This window comes from Yeguia hominis, assembly GCF_014384705.1.
GTDB classification, from domain to species: Bacteria; Bacillota; Clostridia; order Oscillospirales; family Acutalibacteraceae; genus Yeguia; species Yeguia hominis.
Map to the genome: position 1 here is coordinate 1 of NZ_JACRSN010000012.1, position 18080 is coordinate 18080.

The 18080-nt window shown below is 51.7% G+C and carries 15 protein-coding genes, 1 pseudogene and 1 other annotated feature; of the genes and pseudogenes, 10 read left to right on the plus strand and 6 right to left on the minus strand.

Annotation, left to right across the window (positions count from 1 at the left end; translation table 11 throughout):
* Positions 1–128: IS3 family transposase (locus IAG03_RS14560; RefSeq protein WP_430472450.1), on the plus strand; the 128-nt coding region annotated here is incomplete at its 5' end.
* Between the two features lie 71 nt (positions 129–199).
* On the opposite strand, the gene IAG03_RS08630 is transcribed toward IAG03_RS14560, so the two are convergent.
* Positions 200–3271 carry a phospholipid carrier-dependent glycosyltransferase gene (locus tag IAG03_RS08630; RefSeq protein WP_249319727.1) on the minus strand — a complete coding sequence of 1024 codons (3072 nt, stop codon included), beginning with the start codon at positions 3269–3271 and terminating at the stop codon, positions 200–202.
* 190 nt (positions 3272–3461) lie between these two features.
* Here IAG03_RS08630 and IAG03_RS08635 point away from each other — a divergent pair, with 190 nt between their 5' ends.
* From IAG03_RS08635 to sigG, 5 genes are all read left to right on the plus strand, one after another.
* Positions 3462–4571 carry a GntR family transcriptional regulator gene (locus IAG03_RS08635; protein WP_249319728.1) on the plus strand — a complete coding sequence of 370 codons (1110 nt, stop codon included), beginning with the start codon at positions 3462–3464 and terminating at the stop codon, positions 4569–4571.
* Positions 4572–4622: 51 nt separating this feature from the next.
* On the plus strand, positions 4623–5315 hold the full coding sequence (gene araD, locus IAG03_RS08640; RefSeq protein WP_283243084.1) for an L-ribulose-5-phosphate 4-epimerase: 693 nt from the start codon (positions 4623–4625) through the stop codon (positions 5313–5315).
* A gap of 130 nt (positions 5316–5445) precedes the next feature.
* The gene (locus IAG03_RS08645; protein WP_249319729.1) at positions 5446–6369 is read left to right on the plus strand and encodes a sigma-E processing peptidase SpoIIGA; all 924 of its coding nucleotides are present in this window, start codon (positions 5446–5448) and stop codon (positions 6367–6369) included.
* On the plus strand, positions 6366–7073 hold the full coding sequence (sigE, locus tag IAG03_RS08650; protein WP_249319730.1) for an RNA polymerase sporulation sigma factor SigE: 708 nt from the start codon (positions 6366–6368) through the stop codon (positions 7071–7073). The genes IAG03_RS08645 and sigE overlap by 4 nt, the downstream gene beginning before the upstream one ends.
* Positions 7074–7158: 85 nt before the next feature.
* Positions 7159–7941 carry an RNA polymerase sporulation sigma factor SigG gene (gene sigG / locus IAG03_RS08655; protein WP_249319731.1) on the plus strand — a complete coding sequence of 261 codons (783 nt, stop codon included), beginning with the start codon at positions 7159–7161 and terminating at the stop codon, positions 7939–7941.
* A gap of 53 nt (positions 7942–7994) precedes the next feature.
* Here sigG and IAG03_RS08660 read toward each other — a convergent pair whose 3' ends face one another.
* A complete protein-coding gene (locus IAG03_RS08660) occupies positions 7995–8261 on the minus strand; it encodes a TIGR03905 family TSCPD domain-containing protein (RefSeq protein WP_249319732.1) in 267 nt (88 codons plus the stop codon).
* Positions 8262–8462: 201 nt separating this feature from the next.
* Between IAG03_RS08660 and xylB the strand changes: the two genes are divergently transcribed.
* Positions 8463–9992, plus strand: coding sequence for a xylulokinase (gene xylB / locus IAG03_RS08665; RefSeq protein WP_249319733.1), 1530 nt, complete (start codon positions 8463–8465; stop codon positions 9990–9992).
* 46 nt (positions 9993–10038) lie between these two features.
* Here the strand turns inward: xylB and IAG03_RS14565 are convergent, their stop codons facing one another.
* The 3 genes and pseudogenes from IAG03_RS14565 to IAG03_RS08675 all read right to left on the minus strand — a co-directional run bounded on the left by IAG03_RS14565 (position 10039) and on the right by IAG03_RS08675 (position 11575).
* On the minus strand, positions 10039–10251 hold the full coding sequence (locus IAG03_RS14565) for an integrase core domain-containing protein (RefSeq protein ID WP_430472448.1): 213 nt from the start codon (positions 10249–10251) through the stop codon (positions 10039–10041).
* Between the two features lie 218 nt (positions 10252–10469).
* Positions 10470–11111: pseudogene (locus IAG03_RS08670) on the minus strand (P-type ATPase actuator domain-containing protein); the annotation flags it as partial.
* A gap of 188 nt (positions 11112–11299) precedes the next feature.
* Positions 11300–11575, minus strand: coding sequence for a metal-sensing transcriptional repressor (locus IAG03_RS08675; RefSeq protein ID WP_249319734.1), 276 nt, complete (start codon positions 11573–11575; stop codon positions 11300–11302).
* A gap of 286 nt (positions 11576–11861) precedes the next feature.
* Between IAG03_RS08675 and IAG03_RS08680 the strand changes: the two genes are divergently transcribed.
* From IAG03_RS08680 to pheT, 3 genes are all read left to right on the plus strand, one after another.
* Positions 11862–13346 (plus strand): DUF1846 domain-containing protein, encoded by a 1485-nt coding sequence (locus IAG03_RS08680; RefSeq protein WP_346726126.1) that lies wholly within the window; start codon positions 11862–11864, stop codon positions 13344–13346.
* 165 nt (positions 13347–13511) lie between these two features.
* Positions 13512–13744 (plus strand) — a binding site (T-box leader).
* Between the two features lie 180 nt (positions 13745–13924).
* Positions 13925–14947, plus strand: coding sequence for a phenylalanine--tRNA ligase subunit alpha (gene pheS, locus IAG03_RS08685; RefSeq protein ID WP_249319735.1), 1023 nt, complete (start codon positions 13925–13927; stop codon positions 14945–14947).
* A gap of 65 nt (positions 14948–15012) precedes the next feature.
* Positions 15013–17406 (plus strand): phenylalanine--tRNA ligase subunit beta, encoded by a 2394-nt coding sequence (gene pheT / locus IAG03_RS08690; RefSeq protein ID WP_249319736.1) that lies wholly within the window; start codon positions 15013–15015, stop codon positions 17404–17406.
* A gap of 171 nt (positions 17407–17577) precedes the next feature.
* Here pheT and IAG03_RS08695 read toward each other — a convergent pair whose 3' ends face one another.
* The gene (locus tag IAG03_RS08695; protein ID WP_249319737.1) at positions 17578–18057 is read right to left on the minus strand and encodes a DUF2975 domain-containing protein; all 480 of its coding nucleotides are present in this window, start codon (positions 18055–18057) and stop codon (positions 17578–17580) included.
* Positions 18058–18080: the final 23 nt, after the last annotated feature.

Here is an 18080-nt window from a genome sequence, read left to right on the forward strand (position 1 = left end):
CTTCCTTTGAATCCTTCTCTAAGGCGATTGCCGAGTATATTGATTATTACAATAACACCAGAATCCAAGCTAAAACAAAATGGATGCCTCCCTCTAAATTCAGGGAAGCATCCATGATGAAAAGTTAATTATTCAATTTTGAACCGGTGTCCAGAAAACCGGGTACATATCACTTTCGGCGAAGCGGGACGCTGCTTTTTTATCCAAAATACCAGGAAGAAAACCACTCGAGCGATTGAAGCGTGGAGAGCGGCACGCCGGCCCCGGAGATAACCGGGAAGAACAGAATGAAAAGTCCGAGCGCTGCGGCCGGCAGCAGCCAAGTTGCGGCCTGAACGGCGGCCTGTTGGAGAGACAAAGCCTTTTGGCTCTTTGGTTTCTGCCGGATTTGTTGATGGGTAAAGGAAAGCACCCATACCATAGAGAGAATCAAAAATGGAACCGCAGTATAGTAGTGATAGAGAAACGCAATTCGGGTCACGCCCACCCACGGCAAGTAGACGCTGAGATAGCCAACCCATAAAAACGCTGCGCGGCGATCACGATAAAGCAGTCCCCAAACGGCGGACAAGAGCATCGTTGCGATAGACCCCCACCAGATAATAGGATTTCCAAGTGCAGAAATGGAATGGGTCAGACCGTCCGCAGTGTTTTCCGCCCACGTGATGTGATACCAGACCGGCCGTTTGAGAATCGGCCACTCATACCAGGCAGAGGAAAATGTATGCGTTGCGTCGAGCGTTGCGTGATAGGAATACATCTTTGCCTGATAGGAGAAAAATTCACGGTAGGAATGTCCGGTTACGGTAAAGACCGGCAGATAGGCGGCAGAGTACAGGCATGCCGGAATGATGAGAAAGAACAGGCAGCACCAGAGAATCAGCGCACGATAACGCCGCAAAAGCGCAGGGCGTTCTGCTTTTGGCGTTTGATTTGCCGTACGAAAAAGCCGATAAAAAAAGAGGAAGGCAAGCCCAAGACCGCCGTATAGAGCGGTCCATTTTGCGGCAGCTCCGAGTCCGAAGGAAACGCCGCAGAAAAATAACGGCAGACAAATTTGGCGCAGGGTGGCGGTTTTCAGATCGGTATCGAGAAAAACTGCCATGCAGCCGTACGTCAGAATCAGGAAAAACACGGCGTAGGTATCAATGGTTGCAATTCGGGACTGTGTATAATGCATGAAATCCACGGCAAACAGACAGGTTCCGCAAGCTGCAAGCCCGGTCTTTCCGAAAAGCCGTTTGAGGAGAATATAAAATGCGGGCAGCATCAGCACGCCGAACAGTGCGCCGGAGAAGCGCCACCCAAACGGCGTCATACCAAATCGTGCAATGCCCAAAGCAATCAGGAGTTTTCCCAGCGGCGGATGGGTTGTTTCATAGGGCCAAATGCCGTGCAGATGCTCATAGGCGGTGCGTGCATGATAAATTTCATCAAAATACATCGAGTCATACCATGTCGGATACAGCGGAACGGCGTCCTGTTCGTCAAGAAGTGCCGCCGCATTTCCGGCGACTGGCGTAAGCGTGAGAAGGCGATCCTCGCCGTCGGCCTTCAGTGCAAACTCATTGAGAACTGTGGTGCCATAGGCAGTCAGACGGAGATACCGAAACTCTGCGGAGAGGGGGATACTTTCCCATGCATAGACTTCGCCCTCCGTGAGATCGTCCCACGACTGCCAGAAAACGCCGTCCATAGAGAGCTCCATGCGGAGAGAAACTCCGGCGCAGGTGTTTTGACGGCCGTCTGCACCGATTCCGGGCAGGTAAAGCAGCTTATCCGCCCGGCCGCTGGTTTCCAGGACGACAGACTCTCCTTCCGCCGGGATCCAGCTGGTCTGCGCACTTTGGAAAGAACCGAGATTCCAAAAGAGTAACAGCGCCGAACCGAATGTCAGTGCCAAAAGCGGGAAGAGATCCTTGGTGGTAAGACGCCGGCAACCATCCGCGCCTGCCGGCAGCGTTTTTTTAGGAAACGATATTTGGAGTTTCGAAACAGGCGCTTTTTTTCGGATGCACAAATCCCAGGCCAATTTGCCGGTGTAGAGAATCACCGCTGTCTGTGCAGCGGAAAGCAGCAGCATCGGCAGATGAAACGCCGAAACGGACGTATTGTTGAGATGCAGAACATACGCAACATTGAGAAAATGCGTAAAGGAGAGGCCAAGAAACGAGAAAAGCAATCGCAGATCTTTCCAAAACACAAAAGAGAGAAGCAAAAACAGCAGAGCCGGGAAGAGATAGCGCTCATGCATTTTTACAGAAAGTAGAAAGGTGCCGGCGGTTAGAAAATAGGCACAGAAGAAGAATCCGCCCCGGTTCGGTGTACGCCAGTAAATCCATCCGCTATAGAGTACGACGAGAACAATGGGAAGCACGGTCAAAAGTCCCCGGCAAAATGCAGAGGGGATCGCGGTTTCTATGGAACCCCAGTTGAGCCCGAACAGGGCGTAAAGGTTGTAAGCATTAATGGAAAAATAGGAATACGATTGCAGCGTTGCAAGATACTGACGCAGTAAGGTGAGGTAGTCAAAATGTTCTGTGAAGGGCAGGGCAATCAGCAGTACGCTGAGAAAGAAGGCGGCGATTCCGCGGAAAATCCAGCGGTATCGCTTCTTGCGCAGGAGAAACAGAACAAATAGCGGCGCGTAAAAAAGCGCCTGGGGCTTGAGCAGCACCGAAACAGCATAGACTGCGGCGCAAGGGAAAATCTTTTTTTGGAGCAGAAACAGCAGCGCGCAGAAAACAAACAGCAGACAGAAGCTGTCGACCTGGCCCCAGACAGAGGAGTTGATCAGGATGGCCGGGCAGAAGAGATAGGCGCCGCAGAGCAGCGCGGCGTCAACGGATCGGATTCTGTTTTGGGCAACACGGTAAAGAAGATATGCACACAGCAAATCTGCAAGAATGGAGGGTAATTTTAGAATCAGGTTCCAGACGGCGTCCTGCGAGGAAAGTCCAAACCAGAGACGGAGCTGTTCTAAAAAATAGAGAACGTAAAGGTAACCGGGTGGATAGTCCAGAAAAAAATCGGCGTGATACATGCCGGAAAGCCCGTGAATATGCGTCAGCTGCGCCCAGGCTTTAAAGGTGCTCATATCCTGCGGATACCCGTTTTGGGTCAGGGCGAGCCAAATGCGCAGAAGGAAGGCGGCAAAAAAGAAAGCGGGCAGAACCGCTTTTCGCAGCGGCCGACGGCTGCGCAGAGAGAACTTCCAGATCAGAACCGCGGCGCACGGATAGAGCAAAGAGCAAAGCAGAGAAAGCGTCATGCGGGGAGCTCCTTTTTTGTCAGAATGGATCAGAATGGAAGGGGGACCCTTCCTAGAAAATCGTTCTGGTTCCATAGTAGGGGATCACGATGAGAAAGTCAAGCATGCAGAAATAAAGTACGTACTACTTGAAATAGGATTGCAAAAAGTTGTACGGTATTGTATGATAGAAACAGAAAGAGGGGATCAGATGGAAGAACAGAGGAAAGAATCTAAATATGCGGCCTTGTGTTCGGATTTGCGGGAACAGATCCAGCAAGGAATATTTGGGTCCGGAGATAAGCTTCCCTCGGAAGGAACACTTTCCGAGCGGTATGCATGCAGCAGACAGACGGTGCGGCAGGCGCTCAATGTTTTGGAGCATGAAGGCCTGATTGTACGCAGGCGCGGAAGCGGGACATATGTGGCCGGCCTTTGGGAAAAGAAACAGCAGACACACCGCATCGGCGTGATTACCACGTATATTACGGATTACATTTTCCCGTTTATCATCAAAGGAATTGAGGGAACCGCTGCAAAGAGCGGGTACCACCTGGTTTTTGGCGCGACAAAGAACCGCGTGGAGAACGAAAAGCGGCTCTTGCGCGCATTTTTATCGGATGGGATTGACGGGCTGATTGTGGAAGGTACAAAGTCTGCATTGCCGAACCCGAACCTCGAATTGTATCATGAACTGGAACGGGCAGGGCTTCCTGTCGTCTTTTTAAACGGAAACTATCGGGAACTGAAAACAAGTATTTGTGTCCGGACAGATGACCGGAAATGCGGTGCCGATGCGGCGGCATACCTGTTCCGGTGCGGCTGTCGGAAACTTGGCGGTATTTTCAAGTCGGATGACATCCAGGGCCACGATCGGTACGCCGGCTTTGCAAAGGCGGTTCTTCAAAACGGCGGAACGCTTTTTGATGATGCATTGTTCTGGTATACAACCGGGGACTATGAAACGCTGTTCTCTACCGAAAATCTGACGCGGCTCCTCAGCGCCTTGCGGCAGTGCGACGGCGTGGTCTGCTATAATGATCAGGCTGCCTATGATCTTCTGATGGTGCTGCTCTCTCATGGAATTTCGGTGCCCGGACAGCTGGCGGTCATCGGTGTGGATCATGCTGGAGTTTCGGAATATGCGCCGGTTAAGCTTACAACATTTGAACATCCGAAAGAAAAAATGGGAATTGCTGCTGCAGAAAAGCTTCTCCGAATGATAGAGACTGGAGAGCGGGAAAAATCTGAGCAATTTGTGATGCCGTTGGTTCCGAGAGAATCCACCGGTGTTCCGGGAAAAAAGTCCGATAAAAAATGATTATAAAAAAGGAGGGAGCGGCTCTGTTTTAAGCGGGAGCCGGGAAAGAAAATGCTGGAGTCTTTAAAAAAACAGGTTTATGAGGCCAATATGCAGCTTCCGCAGCACGGTTTGGTGGTGTTTACCTGGGGGAATGTTTCTGCAGTCGACCGGGAAAAAGGCCTTGTGGTGATTAAGCCGTCCGGAGTGGACTATGCAGAAATGAAACCGGAAGATATGGTAGTGGTGGATCTCGAGGGAAATCGGGTAGAGGGAGACCTCAATCCGTCCTCGGATACGCCGACGCACTGTTACCTTTACCGCAGCTTTCCGGGAATCGGCGGAATTGTCCACACGCATTCCCGTTGGGCGACGATTTGGGCGCAGGCCGGACGCGGAATTCCTGCATACGGCACCACGCACGGCGATTATTTTTACGGAACGATTCCCTGCACCCGTGCGATGACGCCGGAAGAAATCCGGGAAGCTTACGAGAAAAATACCGGTGCGGTAATTGCGGAGACTTTTTCGGGCATGGATCCCACAACGATTCCGGCTGTGCTGGTGAAATCCCATGGACCGTTTGCCTGGGGAAAGGATTGCATGGAGGCGGTGCATAATGCAGTCGTCTTGGAGGAACTTGCCATGATGGCCTGGCATACGGAAGCAATTGCAAATCCGGCGCCGCCGATGCCGCAGGAATTGCTGGATAAGCATTTTCTGCGCAAGCATGGCGCAAACGCTTATTACGGCCAGAAAAAATAAACAAATGCGTGATCACGGAAAGCCTGACAGAACGATGTTCTGTCAGGCTTTTTTTCGGTGAGTGCTGATTGCGACAGAAACCGCAGAAGTATGCAGTCTATACTGTTCTTATAGCCCGGAGGTGAGCCCTTTGAAACAGACGATCTATGTAGATGTGCTGCTTGCCGTCAATTTGTTTGTCAACTATTTTTTGCTCTTGACGGTGCGGGGATTTTTGCATCTTACGGTTTCTCGGCTTCGGCTTTTGCTCGGTGCAGCAGTGGGCGCAGCCGGAAGCCTGTCGATTTTGCTGCCGACGCTCTCGCCGGTGCTTTCGGTTCTGTTTCAGCTGGCGCTTTCGGCAGCAATTGTGTTTTCCTCGTTTTGGCGGCAGCGTCTGGGACAGCTTTTGCGGGCATTTGTCTGTTTTTATCTGATAAGCTTTGCCTATGCCGGATTTATGCTGGCAATTTGGTATTTTGTGTCTCCTGAACGGATTGTGATCAAGAATTCGGTCGTATATTTTGAAGTTCCGCCGCTGCTTTTGGCGCTGCTTTCTGTGGCGGCCTATGGCATTGTCAGTCTGCTGAGCCGGTTGGCAGGACAGCGGGAGGCTGACGGCGGCTTCTGTAAGCTGACCGTTTGCTTAGATGGCCGGGAAGTTTCCTGTGTTGGAAAATTGGATACCGGCAGCACGCTCATGGAGCCTTTTTCGCGTGATCCGGTAGTGGTTGCGAGCCGACCGGTCTTAAAAGACTTGCTGGTGCAATCGCTGCCGGGATTTTTAGAAGATCCGGATGCCGGAAATGCGGCGCCGGATTTTGCGGAAGCGGGATCATCCGTACAGAATATCCGCATGATTCCCTATTCCGATTTGTCGGGAACCGGCGTACTGCCGGCTTTTCGCCCGGAATGTTTACGGATCCGCCAGGGAAACCGGGTGATAGAGGTTCGGGACTGTTATGTTGCGGTTCGTCGGGAACCGTTTCCGGGGGGGACTTTTGATGCACTGCTAAATCCGGCGTTTCTGACGCGCGGAAATCATAATCGGAAAGGAAAAGAGGAAATGGTATGAGGACATTTGCATGGCTTCAGAAACTTCGAATCTGGATTTGCCTCCGATTGCCGGAGGAGATCTATTATATCAATGGTCCGGAAACACTGCCGCCGCCGCTGACAAAAGAGGAAGAAAACCGCGTGATGGAAGCCATTTTGCAGGGAAAAGAAAACGCGCGGGAGCCGCTGATTACGCACAATCTGCGGCTGGTTGTGTATATTGCAAAAAAGTTTGAGTCCTCCGCGGTCGGCGTAGAGGATCTAATCTCCATTGGCACCATCGGGCTGATGAAGGCGGTCAATACATTCCGGCCGGAGAAAAAAATTAAGCTGGCGACATATGCTTCCCGCTGTATTGAAAATGAGATTCTCATGTTTCTGCGCAAACGGGTGCAGCAGCGCAACGAGGTCTCCATTGACGATCCGCTCAATGTGGATTGGGACGGCAATGAATTGCTGCTTTCGGACGTCTTGGGCAGCGACAGCGATTCGGTTAATCGGGAATTGGAGCAGGAAACGGAGCGGGAACTGCTGCTGGAGGCAGTTTCCCGTCTGCCTGATCGGGAACAGACGATTATGGAACTCCGGTTCGGCCTCAATGGGACAAAGGAACACACGCAGAAGGAAGTGGCGGATATTCTCGGAATTTCACAATCCTACATTTCACGTCTGGAAAAACGAATTATCGAGCGCCTGCGCGCTGATTTGGAGCGTATGGAATAAGCTGTATTTGGCGGTGGAAAGACTTTCATAAAAGATGCATGAATCGATCTCCCGGAGGCAATACTGAAAACCAGGGGGCGATTCGATGCAGTATAATAAGGTGGAAATTTGCGGAGTCAATACCTCAAAGCTGAAAGTACTTAGCGAAAAGGAAAAGCTTGCGCTGCTGACAAAAATGCGCGAAGGAACGCCTGCTGAGGCGGCGAAGGCGCGGGAAGAATTGATTAACGGAAATCTTCGGCTGGTTCTGAGCGTAATTCAGCGGTTCACAAACCGTGGGGAAAATCCGGATGATCTCTTTCAGGTAGGTTGTATCGGCCTGATGAAGGCGATCGATCACTTTGACGTGACGCAGGGTGTGCGGTTTTCAACGTACGGTGTACCGATGATTATCGGAGAAATCCGGCGGTATTTGCGCGACAATAACAGCATTCGGGTCAGCCGCTCCATGCGGGATACTGCATATAAGGCGATGCAGGTAAAAGAAAAAATGACTTCCGAAAACGGCAGGGAGCCCAGTGTTGAAGAAATTGCCAAAGCGCTCGGAATTCGCCGGGAAGATGTGGTTCTCGCTTTGGAGGCAATTGTGGAGCCGGTTTCTCTTTATGAACCGGTCTTTTCCGACGGCGGCGATACCATTTATGTCATGGATCAGATCGGGGACGGAAATGATGACGGAAACTGGCTTGATGAGATTGCGCTCAAGCAAGCCATTCACGATTTGAGCGACCGCGAAAAACGGATCCTCGCCATGCGGTTTTTTCAGGGTAAAACCCAAATGGAGGTCGCGGCGGAAATCGGGATCAGCCAGGCGCAGGTGAGCCGGCTGGAAAAAGGCGCACTGGAAAAAGTGAAGCGGGATTTATAGAAAAAAGGGACGCATTTTCGCGTCCCTTTTTGGCTTTTGCTTTTCAAAATATTTTATGCTTTTGCGGCGCGTTCTGCTTCTGCCGCAGCATGGACGGCGCGGGCAAGCTGGTCGGAACAGGAGGTCGGCCGGATGCCGCAGGTGATTCCCCGGCATTTGGATTCAATTTCCGCAGCGGTCATGCCGTTTACAAGCGTGGAAATGGCTTTTAAGTTGCCGTTGCATCCGCCGGTAAAGGAAACATTTGTGACGACGCCGTCATTGATGTCAAAGGTGATGGCGCTGGAGCAAGTCTGATGGGTTTTGTACTGATATCGCATGAAAAGCCTCCGCTGATATGCGGTTTTTCCTTTTGAAAAAACCGAATTTTTATTATCATAGCATGAAATCTACCGAAAAACAACGGAATGAGGACAAAATAATGATTGAAATGAAGAGAAATCCATGATACCATAAAGAAAATTGTTTGCATGATGGAGAAGTCGTCTCCAGTGTGGAAAACGTAGTTTGGGAGGTAAAAAATGGAATACTTATTGGGAATTGATCTGGGAACGTCCGGAACCAAAACCGTGTTGTTCGATACAGAGGGCAATGCCTGCTGTTCCAAAACGGTGGAGTATCCGCTCTATCAGCCGCAGAACGGCTGGGCAGAGCAGGATCCGCTTGACTGGTGGAACGCAGTCATAGAGGGTACCAACGCGGTGATTGCGAAGAGCGGCGTGTCGCCTTCCGAGATTCGCGGTGTTGGAATCTCCGGACAGATGCACGGTCTGGTGATGCTCGATAAAGACGGACAGGTGCTGCGCCGTTCCATTATCTGGTGCGACCAGCGAACTGCCGCCGAATGCGAGCAGATGAACCGGGTGATCGGCGCACAGCGGGTGATCGAGATTACGGCAAACCCGCCGATGACGGGCTTTACTGCTTCTAAAATTTTGTGGGTGCAGAATCATGAACCCGATTTGTACGCGCGTTGCGCGCATATTCTGCTTCCGAAAGACTACATCCGCTATATGCTGACCGGCGAGTTCGCGACCGAAGTTTCGGATGCTGCCGGAATGCAGCTGATGGATATTCCGAATCGTTGCTGGTCCGATGAAGTCCTCACAAAATTACATATTGACCGTTCGCTTCTCGGTAAAATGTATGAATCTCCGGATGTCACCGGTACAGTGACCCGCCAGGCCGCGGAGCTGACTGGTCTATCCGTGGGTACGGTGGTCGTCGGCGGTGCTGGAGATAATCCTGCAGCGGCTGTCGGAACCGGAATCGTCCGCGCCGGGAAAGCGTTTACTACGATCGGATCGTCTGCGGTGGTTTATGCCGTTTCGGATACGGTCTCGATTGATCTGCAGGGACGCGTCCACACGCTCTGCGCTTCTGTGCCGGGCAAATGGACTGTGATGAGTTGTACCCAGGCAGCCGGACTTTCTCTGAAATGGCTCCGGGATACCTGCTGCAGCGAAGAGGTGCTGAAAGCCAAAGAAGCGGGCGTGGATCCGTATGTGATTATGGATCAGCTTGCGGTAGAGGCCGGTATCGGTGCGGATGGGCTGTTATATCTGCCGTATCTGATGGGCGAGCGGGCGCCGCATCCGGATCCGGATTGCCGCGGTGTATTTTTCGGGCTTTCTGCGATTCATGACCGGAAGCATCTGATCCGTGCGGTCATGGAAGGCGTCGCCTATTCGCAGCGCGAATGTGTGGATGTATTCCGCGAGATGGGCATTCAAATCGACGATATGATGGCATGCGGCGGCGGTGCGCGCAGCAGCGTTTGGAGACAGATGCTTGCGGATCTGTACGGCTGCCCGGTCAGCACGGTCAATACTTCAGAAGGCCCGGCGCTTGGCGTGGCAATTCTGGCCGGTGTCGGTGCGGGAATCTACGGCTCTGTGGAAGAAGGCTGCGATGCCATTATCCGCAAAAAGAAAACACAGGAGCCGGATCTTGAAAACCATGCGGCTTATGAGGGGTACTACACGCTTTACAAGCGTCTGTATTGCGATTTGAAAGATGACTTTAAGACACTTTCTGCCCTCAAACGCTAATTCAAATCATTGTGAACTAGTCAATAGATAGTAGGCACAAAATTTTCTATGCCACTAGTTCTGTTCTGAACAGGACTGGTGGTTTTCCATTCAGCTTGCGAACAGGACGTTCGTTGTTAAAATAGGAGAGAGCACGTTTAATAGTCGCTCTGAGGTCGTCACTCTCCCGGTAGCGAAAGTGCTTTCGCAATGTGTCTTTGAATCTTCCCCAAAAACTTTCCATAACAGCATTGTCATGAGGATTTCCAGCTCTTGACATACTTTAGAATTGCATTGTATTCTTTGAGCAGGTTGCAATAACCTGCTGATGAGTACTGGACACCTTGGCCGCTGCGCAAAAGGACTTGGTGTTCGGTGCTCATTTTTCTTTTTTCAGAAGACGCTCTGCGGGTCTCATAACAAGGAAGCTGTCAAAGGTATCGCTGAGTTCCCACTCCGCAATCTCGTTATTGAATAGATCCAGGTAGCCAGCTAAATAGTATCCTCGCCGACTTTTGCAGCCCGCATTTCAAATGCACCGAACTGGTTGACGGTTCCGCTGGAAACTTCATCCCCGACGGTCTTATCAACGGGCAGCGATTCTCCGGTCATCACAGCCTGATTGATAGAGGTCTGTCCAGCGGTAATGGTGCCGTCTACCGGGATGGTTTCACCGGGCAAGACCCGAAGCAGATCTCCAACCTGCACTTCGCTGGAAGAAATCACAAATTCGTTTCCATTGCGAAGAACGCGTGCGGTTTGCGACGTCAGGTGTACGAGCCGTTCAATTCCGGCGCGTGCTTTTGCGACGGTCAGATCTTCAAGCAACGCACCGATTTGCATAATAAAAGCGACTTCGCCCGCAGCGAAATCTTCGCCGATGCAGACAGAGGCAATCAGGGCGAACGAGACAAGGACATCGGCTTTGATGTCAAAAGCGGTGATGAGGCCGATGACCGCTTCCAGAATGATGGGAATTCCGCAGAGCAGGATGGATACCCAGGCGATGTCAAAGGGCAGCGGAACCATTCCGGTCAGACTTAAAATGAGCGAGATTCCGGAAAGAATGAGCAAAATGATTTCTTTTTTCGTTCCGCCGAATTCCAGAAACGCCTCGCATTTTTCCATTGCTTTTTTCATAGCTTCCTCCTTTATACCATATGGGGTATTGGCATATTATACATATAGGGGTATGGGTTTTAAGGAGAAAAAATAAAAAATCTGTTTTTTTGGATTTCTCCGAAAAAACAGATTTTTAGAAAAGCAAACCGTACCTTGATGCAGCAGGTTTTCATAATCCGCTGCAAAAGAAAGGGCGCCTGAAAGCGTCAGCCCATATTGGCAAACCGCTCGACGGATTTCGTAAAATCTTCAATTGTTTTATCGGCATCTCCGTGCTCAATGCCGTCTTTGACACAATGCTTAATGTGTCCCTCCAGCACAACCTGTCCGCATTTGTGCAGCGCGGATTTTGCAGTGTTGAGCTGGGAAAGAATATCCTCGCACGGGACATTTTCATCGACCATTCGGTCAATGGCCTGTACCTGCCCGATGATTTTCTTGAGTCTGCGGTGTAAATTTTCGGCATCCATGCATTGCTTCATGGCGGGGTCCTCCGTGTCTTTTAGCGCTTTGTTTTATTGTACTGCTTTTGAGAAGGCTGTCAAGACTTCCGGGCGGGTAGAATTTTTTCCGGGCTTTGCGAAACTGAAAAAACTGTAAAATTCCATGGAATCTTTTTTAAGTGAGGGCTTACAAGGGAAGGAATTTGTGGTATAATGTCAAACAGTTGGGTTTTAGCGAAGGGAAAATTGGAAAGGGGGGCGTGGCACGGATTTCTGCGGCGCTTTTGTGGTGTGTGGAAAAAGCGAAGGAATCCTGCCGCCGTGTGTGAACAAAATCGGATTTGACAATGACCAATATCTACATATGCAATCAGGGCATATTCGGGAGAGAATCCATGCTCTGGGAGGAAAGCTTTATCTGGAGTTTGGCGGCAAACTCTTTGACGACTTTCATGCATCCCGCGTATTGCCGGGATTTAAACCGGACAGCAAAATCAATATGCTGCTCCAGCTGCGCGATCAGGCAGAGGTGATTATCGTCATCAATGCTTCGGACATCGAAAAAAACAAGGTGCGCGGCGACTTGGGAATTACTTATGATCTTGACGTTCTTCGTCTGATCGATGCGTTCCGCGGGAAAGGCCTTTATGTGGGAAGCGTTGTTATTGCACAGTATAGCGGACAGCCGTCGGCCGAGGCGTTCCAGAGGCGGCTGGAATCGCTGGGGGTCAAAGTGTATCGGCACTATCCGATTGAGGGATACCCCAATGATATTCCGCTGATTGTAAGCGACGAAGGATACGGAAAAAACGAATATATCGAGACGGAACGGTCGCTCATTGTCGTCACGGCGCCGGGCCCGGGAAGCGGGAAAATGGCGACCTGCCTTTCGCAGCTTTATCATGAACACCGGATGGGAAGAAAGGCCGGGTACGCCAAGTTCGAGACCTTCCCCATTTGGAACCTTCCGCTGAAGCACCCGGTCAATATTGCGTATGAGGCGGCTACCGCCGATCTCAATGACGTCAATATGATCGACCCGTTCCATCTGGATGCCTACGGTGTGACAACGGTCAATTATAACCGCGACGTGGAAATTTTCCCGGTGCTTCGGGCAATTTTTGAAAAGATCTTCGGGGAATGTCCGTATAAGTCTCCGACTGATATGGGCGTCAATATGGCCGGCAACTGTATTACCGACGACGAGGCGGTGCGGAAAGCGGCCAATGATGAGATCATCCGCCGCTACTATCATGCGCTTTGCGGACAGCGGCAGGGCTTTACTTCTCCGGAAGTTGTCTATAAAATTGAGCTTCTGATGAAACAGGCGCAGCTTACGACCGAGGAGCGCGCGGTAATTCGTCCGGCGCTTGCAAAAGCCGAGGAAACGAACGCACCGGCCGCTGCCATGCAGCTTAACGACGGACGGATTGTTACGGGAAAAACCTCCTCTTTGTTGGGATCTTCTTCTGCGCTGCTGCTCAATGCGCTCAAAGCGCTTGCGGGAATCGATGAAGAGGTTCACCTGATTTCGCCGACCATTATTGAGCCGGTTCAGAATCTGAAAGTGGACTATCTCGGGAACCATAATCCCCGCCTGCATACCGATGAGGTGCTGGTTGCGCTTTCGATTTGCGCCGCCACCAATCCGAATGCCGCTGCTGCCATGAAGCAGCTGAAAAACCTGCGCGGCTGCGAGGTGCACTCCAGTGTGATTCTTTCCCAGGTTGACGAGGGAATCTTCCGGAAATTAGGCATCAACTTGACTTGTGAACCGAAATACCAGACCAAAAAACTGTTCCATAAATAAACCGAACGGTTCTTTCCGGATCCTTGCAGGTTCAGCTTGCAAAATGCGGGGAATTATGCTATAGTAGCGGTATCTCAGGTGTGCTGGTTTTGAATTTGCGTGGGCATTGACTGAGAGAAAAAACATGTTTCTGCAAGAGAAGCATTTTGGCAGAAACCGATAAATTGCAACGCATGGAAGAAGGAAAGTACCCGGTTGACTCCGGACAGAGAGGGTGCGCCATAGGCTGAAAGCGCGTCTGCGGAAAGCGGCAGGAGAAGTTCCCTTCGGAGCGGCACAGCGGAACCCGATTTTCGGAAAGTAGGCTGTGACGGATGACCCCGTTACCGGTCGATGAGGGCTGCGGTTTTACGCAGCTGAAGCAGGGTGGTACCACGGAGACAATCTCCGTCCCTTTTGGGACGGAGATTTTTTGTACCCTTTTGCTGCAGGTGCCATGCAGGCGCGGATCCCGGATGACGGAGAAATGACCTTTCGGCGGCGAATCCGGGAACTGCAGCAGCGCAATCACAGAAAACGGTATGGAAAAATAAAAATGGGCATCCAAAGGGATCCCATGGATGAAAGGACGAACGCCCATGAGACAACAGATTGAAGCAATCCGGGAGGCTGCGGCAAAAGCCTTGTCGGAAGCAAAAGCAAAGCAGGAACTGGAAGCTTTACGCGTCCAGTATCTTGGGAAAAAAGGGGAATTGACCGCAATTCTCAAGCAAATGGGAAAACTTTCCGCAGAGGAGCGTCCGGTTATCGGACAGCGTGCAAATGAAGTGCGCGCCTATCTGGAAGCCAAAATTACAGAACGTGCGGAACAGCTCAAGGCGAAGGAACTTGAAGCGCGTCTTGCGTCGGAAAAACTGGATGTCACCATGCCGGGCAAACGGCCGGCAGCAGGCAGCCTGCATCCGCTCAACACGGTGCTGGAAACGCTGATCGATTTGTTCCGTTCCATGGGCTTTGATATTGCGGATGGCCCGGAAGTGGAAACAGACTACTATAATTTCGAGGCGCTCAATGTGCCGAAAGATCACCCGGCGCGTGATATGCAGGATACCTTCTATATCAGCGAGAATGTGCTTCTGCGGACGCAGACCTCCGGCATGCAGATCCGTACCATGGAGAACCGCAAACCGCCGATCCGGGTGCTCTGCCCGGGCAGAACGTACCGTGTCGATGAGGATTCGACACACTCCCCGATGTTCCATCAGATCGAGGGCCTGGTGGTGGACAAAGGCATTACGATGTGCCATTTAAAGGGGGTCCTCGAGCAATTTGCACATGAAATTTACGGGCCGGAAACCAAAGTGCGGTTCCGTCCTTCCTTCTTCCCGTTCACAGAGCCGAGCGTCGAAGTGGATGTCAGCTGTTTCTCCTGCGGCGGCTCCGGATGCCGGACCTGCAAGGGAACAGGCTGGATTGAAATTCTTGGCGCAGGTATGGTGCATCCGCATGTGCTGGAGGGCTGCGGAATTGATCCTTCGGTCTACTCCGGTTTTGCGTTCGGAATCGGTCTGGAGCGGCTGACGATGACGCGCCATAAGATCAATGATATTCGGCTGCTGTTTGAAAATGACGTGCGTTTTCTTGAGCAATTTGGAAGATAAAAAGAATTTGCAGAACGCAAAAAAGGAAGGAGGCAGGCAGAACAATTTGGTTCTGCCGATGCAATATGAAAACACCGTTAAAATGGCTTCGCCGGTATGTCGATATTGATATTCCCCTGGAGGAACTCTGCAACCGAATGGTTTTGAGCGGCTTTGAGGTAGAAGAGGTCATCGACCTTTCCAAAACCATGGAAAATGTGGTAACCGGAATTGTGGTCACCATGGAAAAACATCCGGATGCGGACAAGCTCATGGTCTGCGGAATTGATGTAGGCGGCGACGCACCGCTGCAAATTGTAACCGGTGCATCGAATCTGTTTGTCGGCGCAATGGTACCGGTCGCGCTGCACGGCGCGAAACTTCCGAATGGAATGCAGATCAAAAAGGGAAAACTGCGCGGTGTGGTCTCTGAAGGCATGCTGTGCTCCGGAGAAGAGCTTTGCCTCAAAGAGGCGGATTATCCGGGCGCCGAGGTTTACGGAATTCTGATCCTGCACGAAAACTGCCCGGCCGGGACGGATATGCGGGACGTTTTGGGCCTGAATGATCAGGTGATCGATTTTGCCGTTACGGCGAACCGTCCGGACTGCCAGAGCGTAATCGGAATTGCGCGTGAGGTTGCCGGCGTGCTCGGCAAAGAGCTGCACCTGCCGAAGCCTGCCTATCGGACAGCGGGCGGGGATATCAAAGAGCATATTTCCGTCTCTGTAGAAGATACCGATCTGTGCCCGCGGTATTATGGCCGTGTGGTACGGAATGTACGGATTGCGGAATCCCCCGTCTGGATGAAAGAGTGTCTTAGCGCAGCGGGAATGCGTCCGATCAGCAATATTGTCGACATTACGAATTTTGTGATGCTTGAAACCGGACAGCCCATGCATGCGTTTGATCTGCGGGATGTCCGCGGTTCAAAGATTATTGTTCGCCGTGCAAAAGCGGGCGAGACGATTACCACGCTGGATGACAAGGATCATACGCTTACACCGGAAATGCTTGTAATTGCCGATGCAGAAGGTCCTTCGTGCCTTGCCGGCATCATGGGCGGGCTGGATAGCGAAATCAAGCCGGACACCAAAGATATTTTCTTTGAATCCGCAAAGTTCCGCAGAGACAGCGTGCGGCGTACGGCTCGTGCGCTGGGAATGCGCACAGAGTCAAGCGCACGGTTTGAAAAGGGCATGGATATCCTGGGCGTCGAGTATGCCATGGAGCGCGCGCTGCAGCTCATTGACGAGCTGGACGCGGGCGACATTGTCGACGGCGTGATTGACTGCAACGAAGGATTGCCTGCGCCGCGGAAACTGGATGTTCCGGCTGATAGCGTCAATTCGCTGCTGGGGCTTTCCATTCCGGGCGAAGAAATGGCGCAAATTTTGAACCGTCTGAGCATTCCGACAACACTTTCTGATGCGGTGCTGCACTGTGAGATTCCGTCCTTCCGCGACGACATGGAAGGCCGCGCGGATGTGGCAGAAGAAGTCATGCGGATCTATGGGTATGATCATATTACCGGAGAACCGATGCGCGGCGCCATCACCCGCGGGCAGAAGTCCAAGGAGCGTCTGAATGACGATCAGGCAAAAGCCTGCCTGATTGCGCATGGACTCCGGGAGATGGAAACTTACGCCTTTATTTCTGCCAAAGCGCCGGATCTGCTTTCGCTGGACGCAAATGATCCGCGCAGAATGGCGGTTCCGCTGATGAATCCGCTGAGCGAGGAATATGCGGTGCTGCGGACGCAATTGGTCAGCAGCACGCTGAATGTGTTGGCAACGAACTACAGCCGCAAGAACCCTTCCGCCCGGCTCTTTGAAATTGCCCGGCGCTTTATCCCCAAGGCGTTGCCGGTAACCGAACAGCCGGCAGAGCTTCCGACTTTGAGCATCGGCCTTTACGGGGACGATATTGATTTCTTTGTGCTCAAGGGTGTTTTGGAAGACCTCTTTGCAGTGTTTGGCCTGACGCCGGACTATGCGCCGTATCGGGAGCCGTATCTCCATCCGGGCCGCTCTGCATCTGCGGAAATGGATGGAAACAAGCTGGCGGTGTTCGGAGAGCTGCATCCGGCGACGGCCGCGCGCTACGGATTTGAAACCCGGGTGTATGTCGCGGAAGTGTATCTCGACGTGCTCTACCAGGTTGCAGACGAAAGTGTGACCATCTTTAAGCCGATGCCGAAGTTCCCGGCCGTCGAACGCGATCTGGCACTGTTGTGCGACGAAGATCTTCCGGTGGCAACGCTGGAGAAGATTATCCGCAGCTGCGGCGGACATCGTCTGGAAAAGGTAACACTGTTTGACGTGTACCAGGGTTCGCAGATCGAAAAAGGTAAAAAGAGTGTCGCTTACCGGATCTTGCTTCGCTCACAGGAGGGCACGATGACGGAAGAAGAGGTCAGCACCGTCCTAGAGAAAATGATGCGAGAGCTGGAAAAAATCGGCGCAGTGCTTCGTTCGTAAAAACAGAGAACGAGAAGAATAAAAAGAGGCTATCGAATCCGTGGTTTGGATTCGATAGCCTTTTCGATTATTTTTGAAAACTGAAAATTGCAGCGGATCGTTCAGGGTGCGGTGTGGGAACGGCGAATTTGCGCCGTCAGAACAGTTCGAACGAAAAAGAAAGCGGAAGGCTTAACGTGTATCCTCAGAATCTTGGACGGCAAGATAGGCCTTTTCCACCAAATGGGAAAGCGCTGCAGATACCGCACAAACAACTGCGCTGACCAGCATGACCGCAAGAACAACCAACAGGACGCCGGGATTTAAAATCTCCAGTAATAGCAATGCCACAACCGCGAAAAAATAGAGCAGACAGTCAATCAGCGCCAGAAAGCTGATCCGCTTTAAGCGCAGGACGTTTTTCGGCGTATAGGAAGCATCTTGCGCGATGGCGTTAAAAATTCTCCAGGCATACCCCAGCGCCAGGTAGAACGGAATCACAGACGCCCAGAGAAAGAGCAGAAATGGCCAGAACAGGTGGCGCAGTTCCGGGTTCTGATGCGCAAATTTTTGGCCGAGCGAGACTGCAACCGGTCCGTATAAAATCAGAATGACCGCCCCTGCAATGACCGCAAGTCCTTTTAATAGGGTAGAAAGTTCGGTTCGTTTCATAAAATGCCCCCTTGTTGCCGGAT

Excerpts from the sequence above, each read along its gene's own strand:
- IAG03_RS08635 (WP_249319728.1), top strand. The coding sequence starts at position 3,462 with ATGGAAGAACAGAGGAAAGAATCTAAATATGCGGCCTTGTGTTCGGAT.
- sigG (WP_249319731.1), top strand. The coding sequence starts at position 7,159 with ATGCAGTATAATAAGGTGGAAATTTGCGGAGTCAATACCTCAAAGCTG.
- araD (WP_283243084.1), top strand. The coding sequence starts at position 4,623 with ATGCTGGAGTCTTTAAAAAAACAGGTTTATGAGGCCAATATGCAGCTT.
- pheT (WP_249319736.1), top strand. The coding sequence starts at position 15,013 with ATGAAAACACCGTTAAAATGGCTTCGCCGGTATGTCGATATTGATATT.
- IAG03_RS08630 (WP_249319727.1), bottom strand. The coding sequence starts at position 3,271 with ATGACGCTTTCTCTGCTTTGCTCTTTGCTCTATCCGTGCGCCGCGGTT.
- IAG03_RS08675 (WP_249319734.1), bottom strand. The coding sequence starts at position 11,575 with ATGAAGCAATGCATGGATGCCGAAAATTTACACCGCAGACTCAAGAAA.
- pheS (WP_249319735.1), top strand. The coding sequence starts at position 13,925 with ATGAGACAACAGATTGAAGCAATCCGGGAGGCTGCGGCAAAAGCCTTG.
- sigE (WP_249319730.1), top strand. The coding sequence starts at position 6,366 with ATGAGGACATTTGCATGGCTTCAGAAACTTCGAATCTGGATTTGCCTC.
- IAG03_RS08695 (WP_249319737.1), bottom strand. The coding sequence starts at position 18,057 with ATGAAACGAACCGAACTTTCTACCCTATTAAAAGGACTTGCGGTCATT.
- IAG03_RS08660 (WP_249319732.1), bottom strand. The coding sequence starts at position 8,261 with ATGCGATATCAGTACAAAACCCATCAGACTTGCTCCAGCGCCATCACC.
- xylB (WP_249319733.1), top strand. The coding sequence starts at position 8,463 with ATGGAATACTTATTGGGAATTGATCTGGGAACGTCCGGAACCAAAACC.
- IAG03_RS14565 (WP_430472448.1), bottom strand. The coding sequence starts at position 10,251 with ATGTCAAGAGCTGGAAATCCTCATGACAATGCTGTTATGGAAAGTTTT.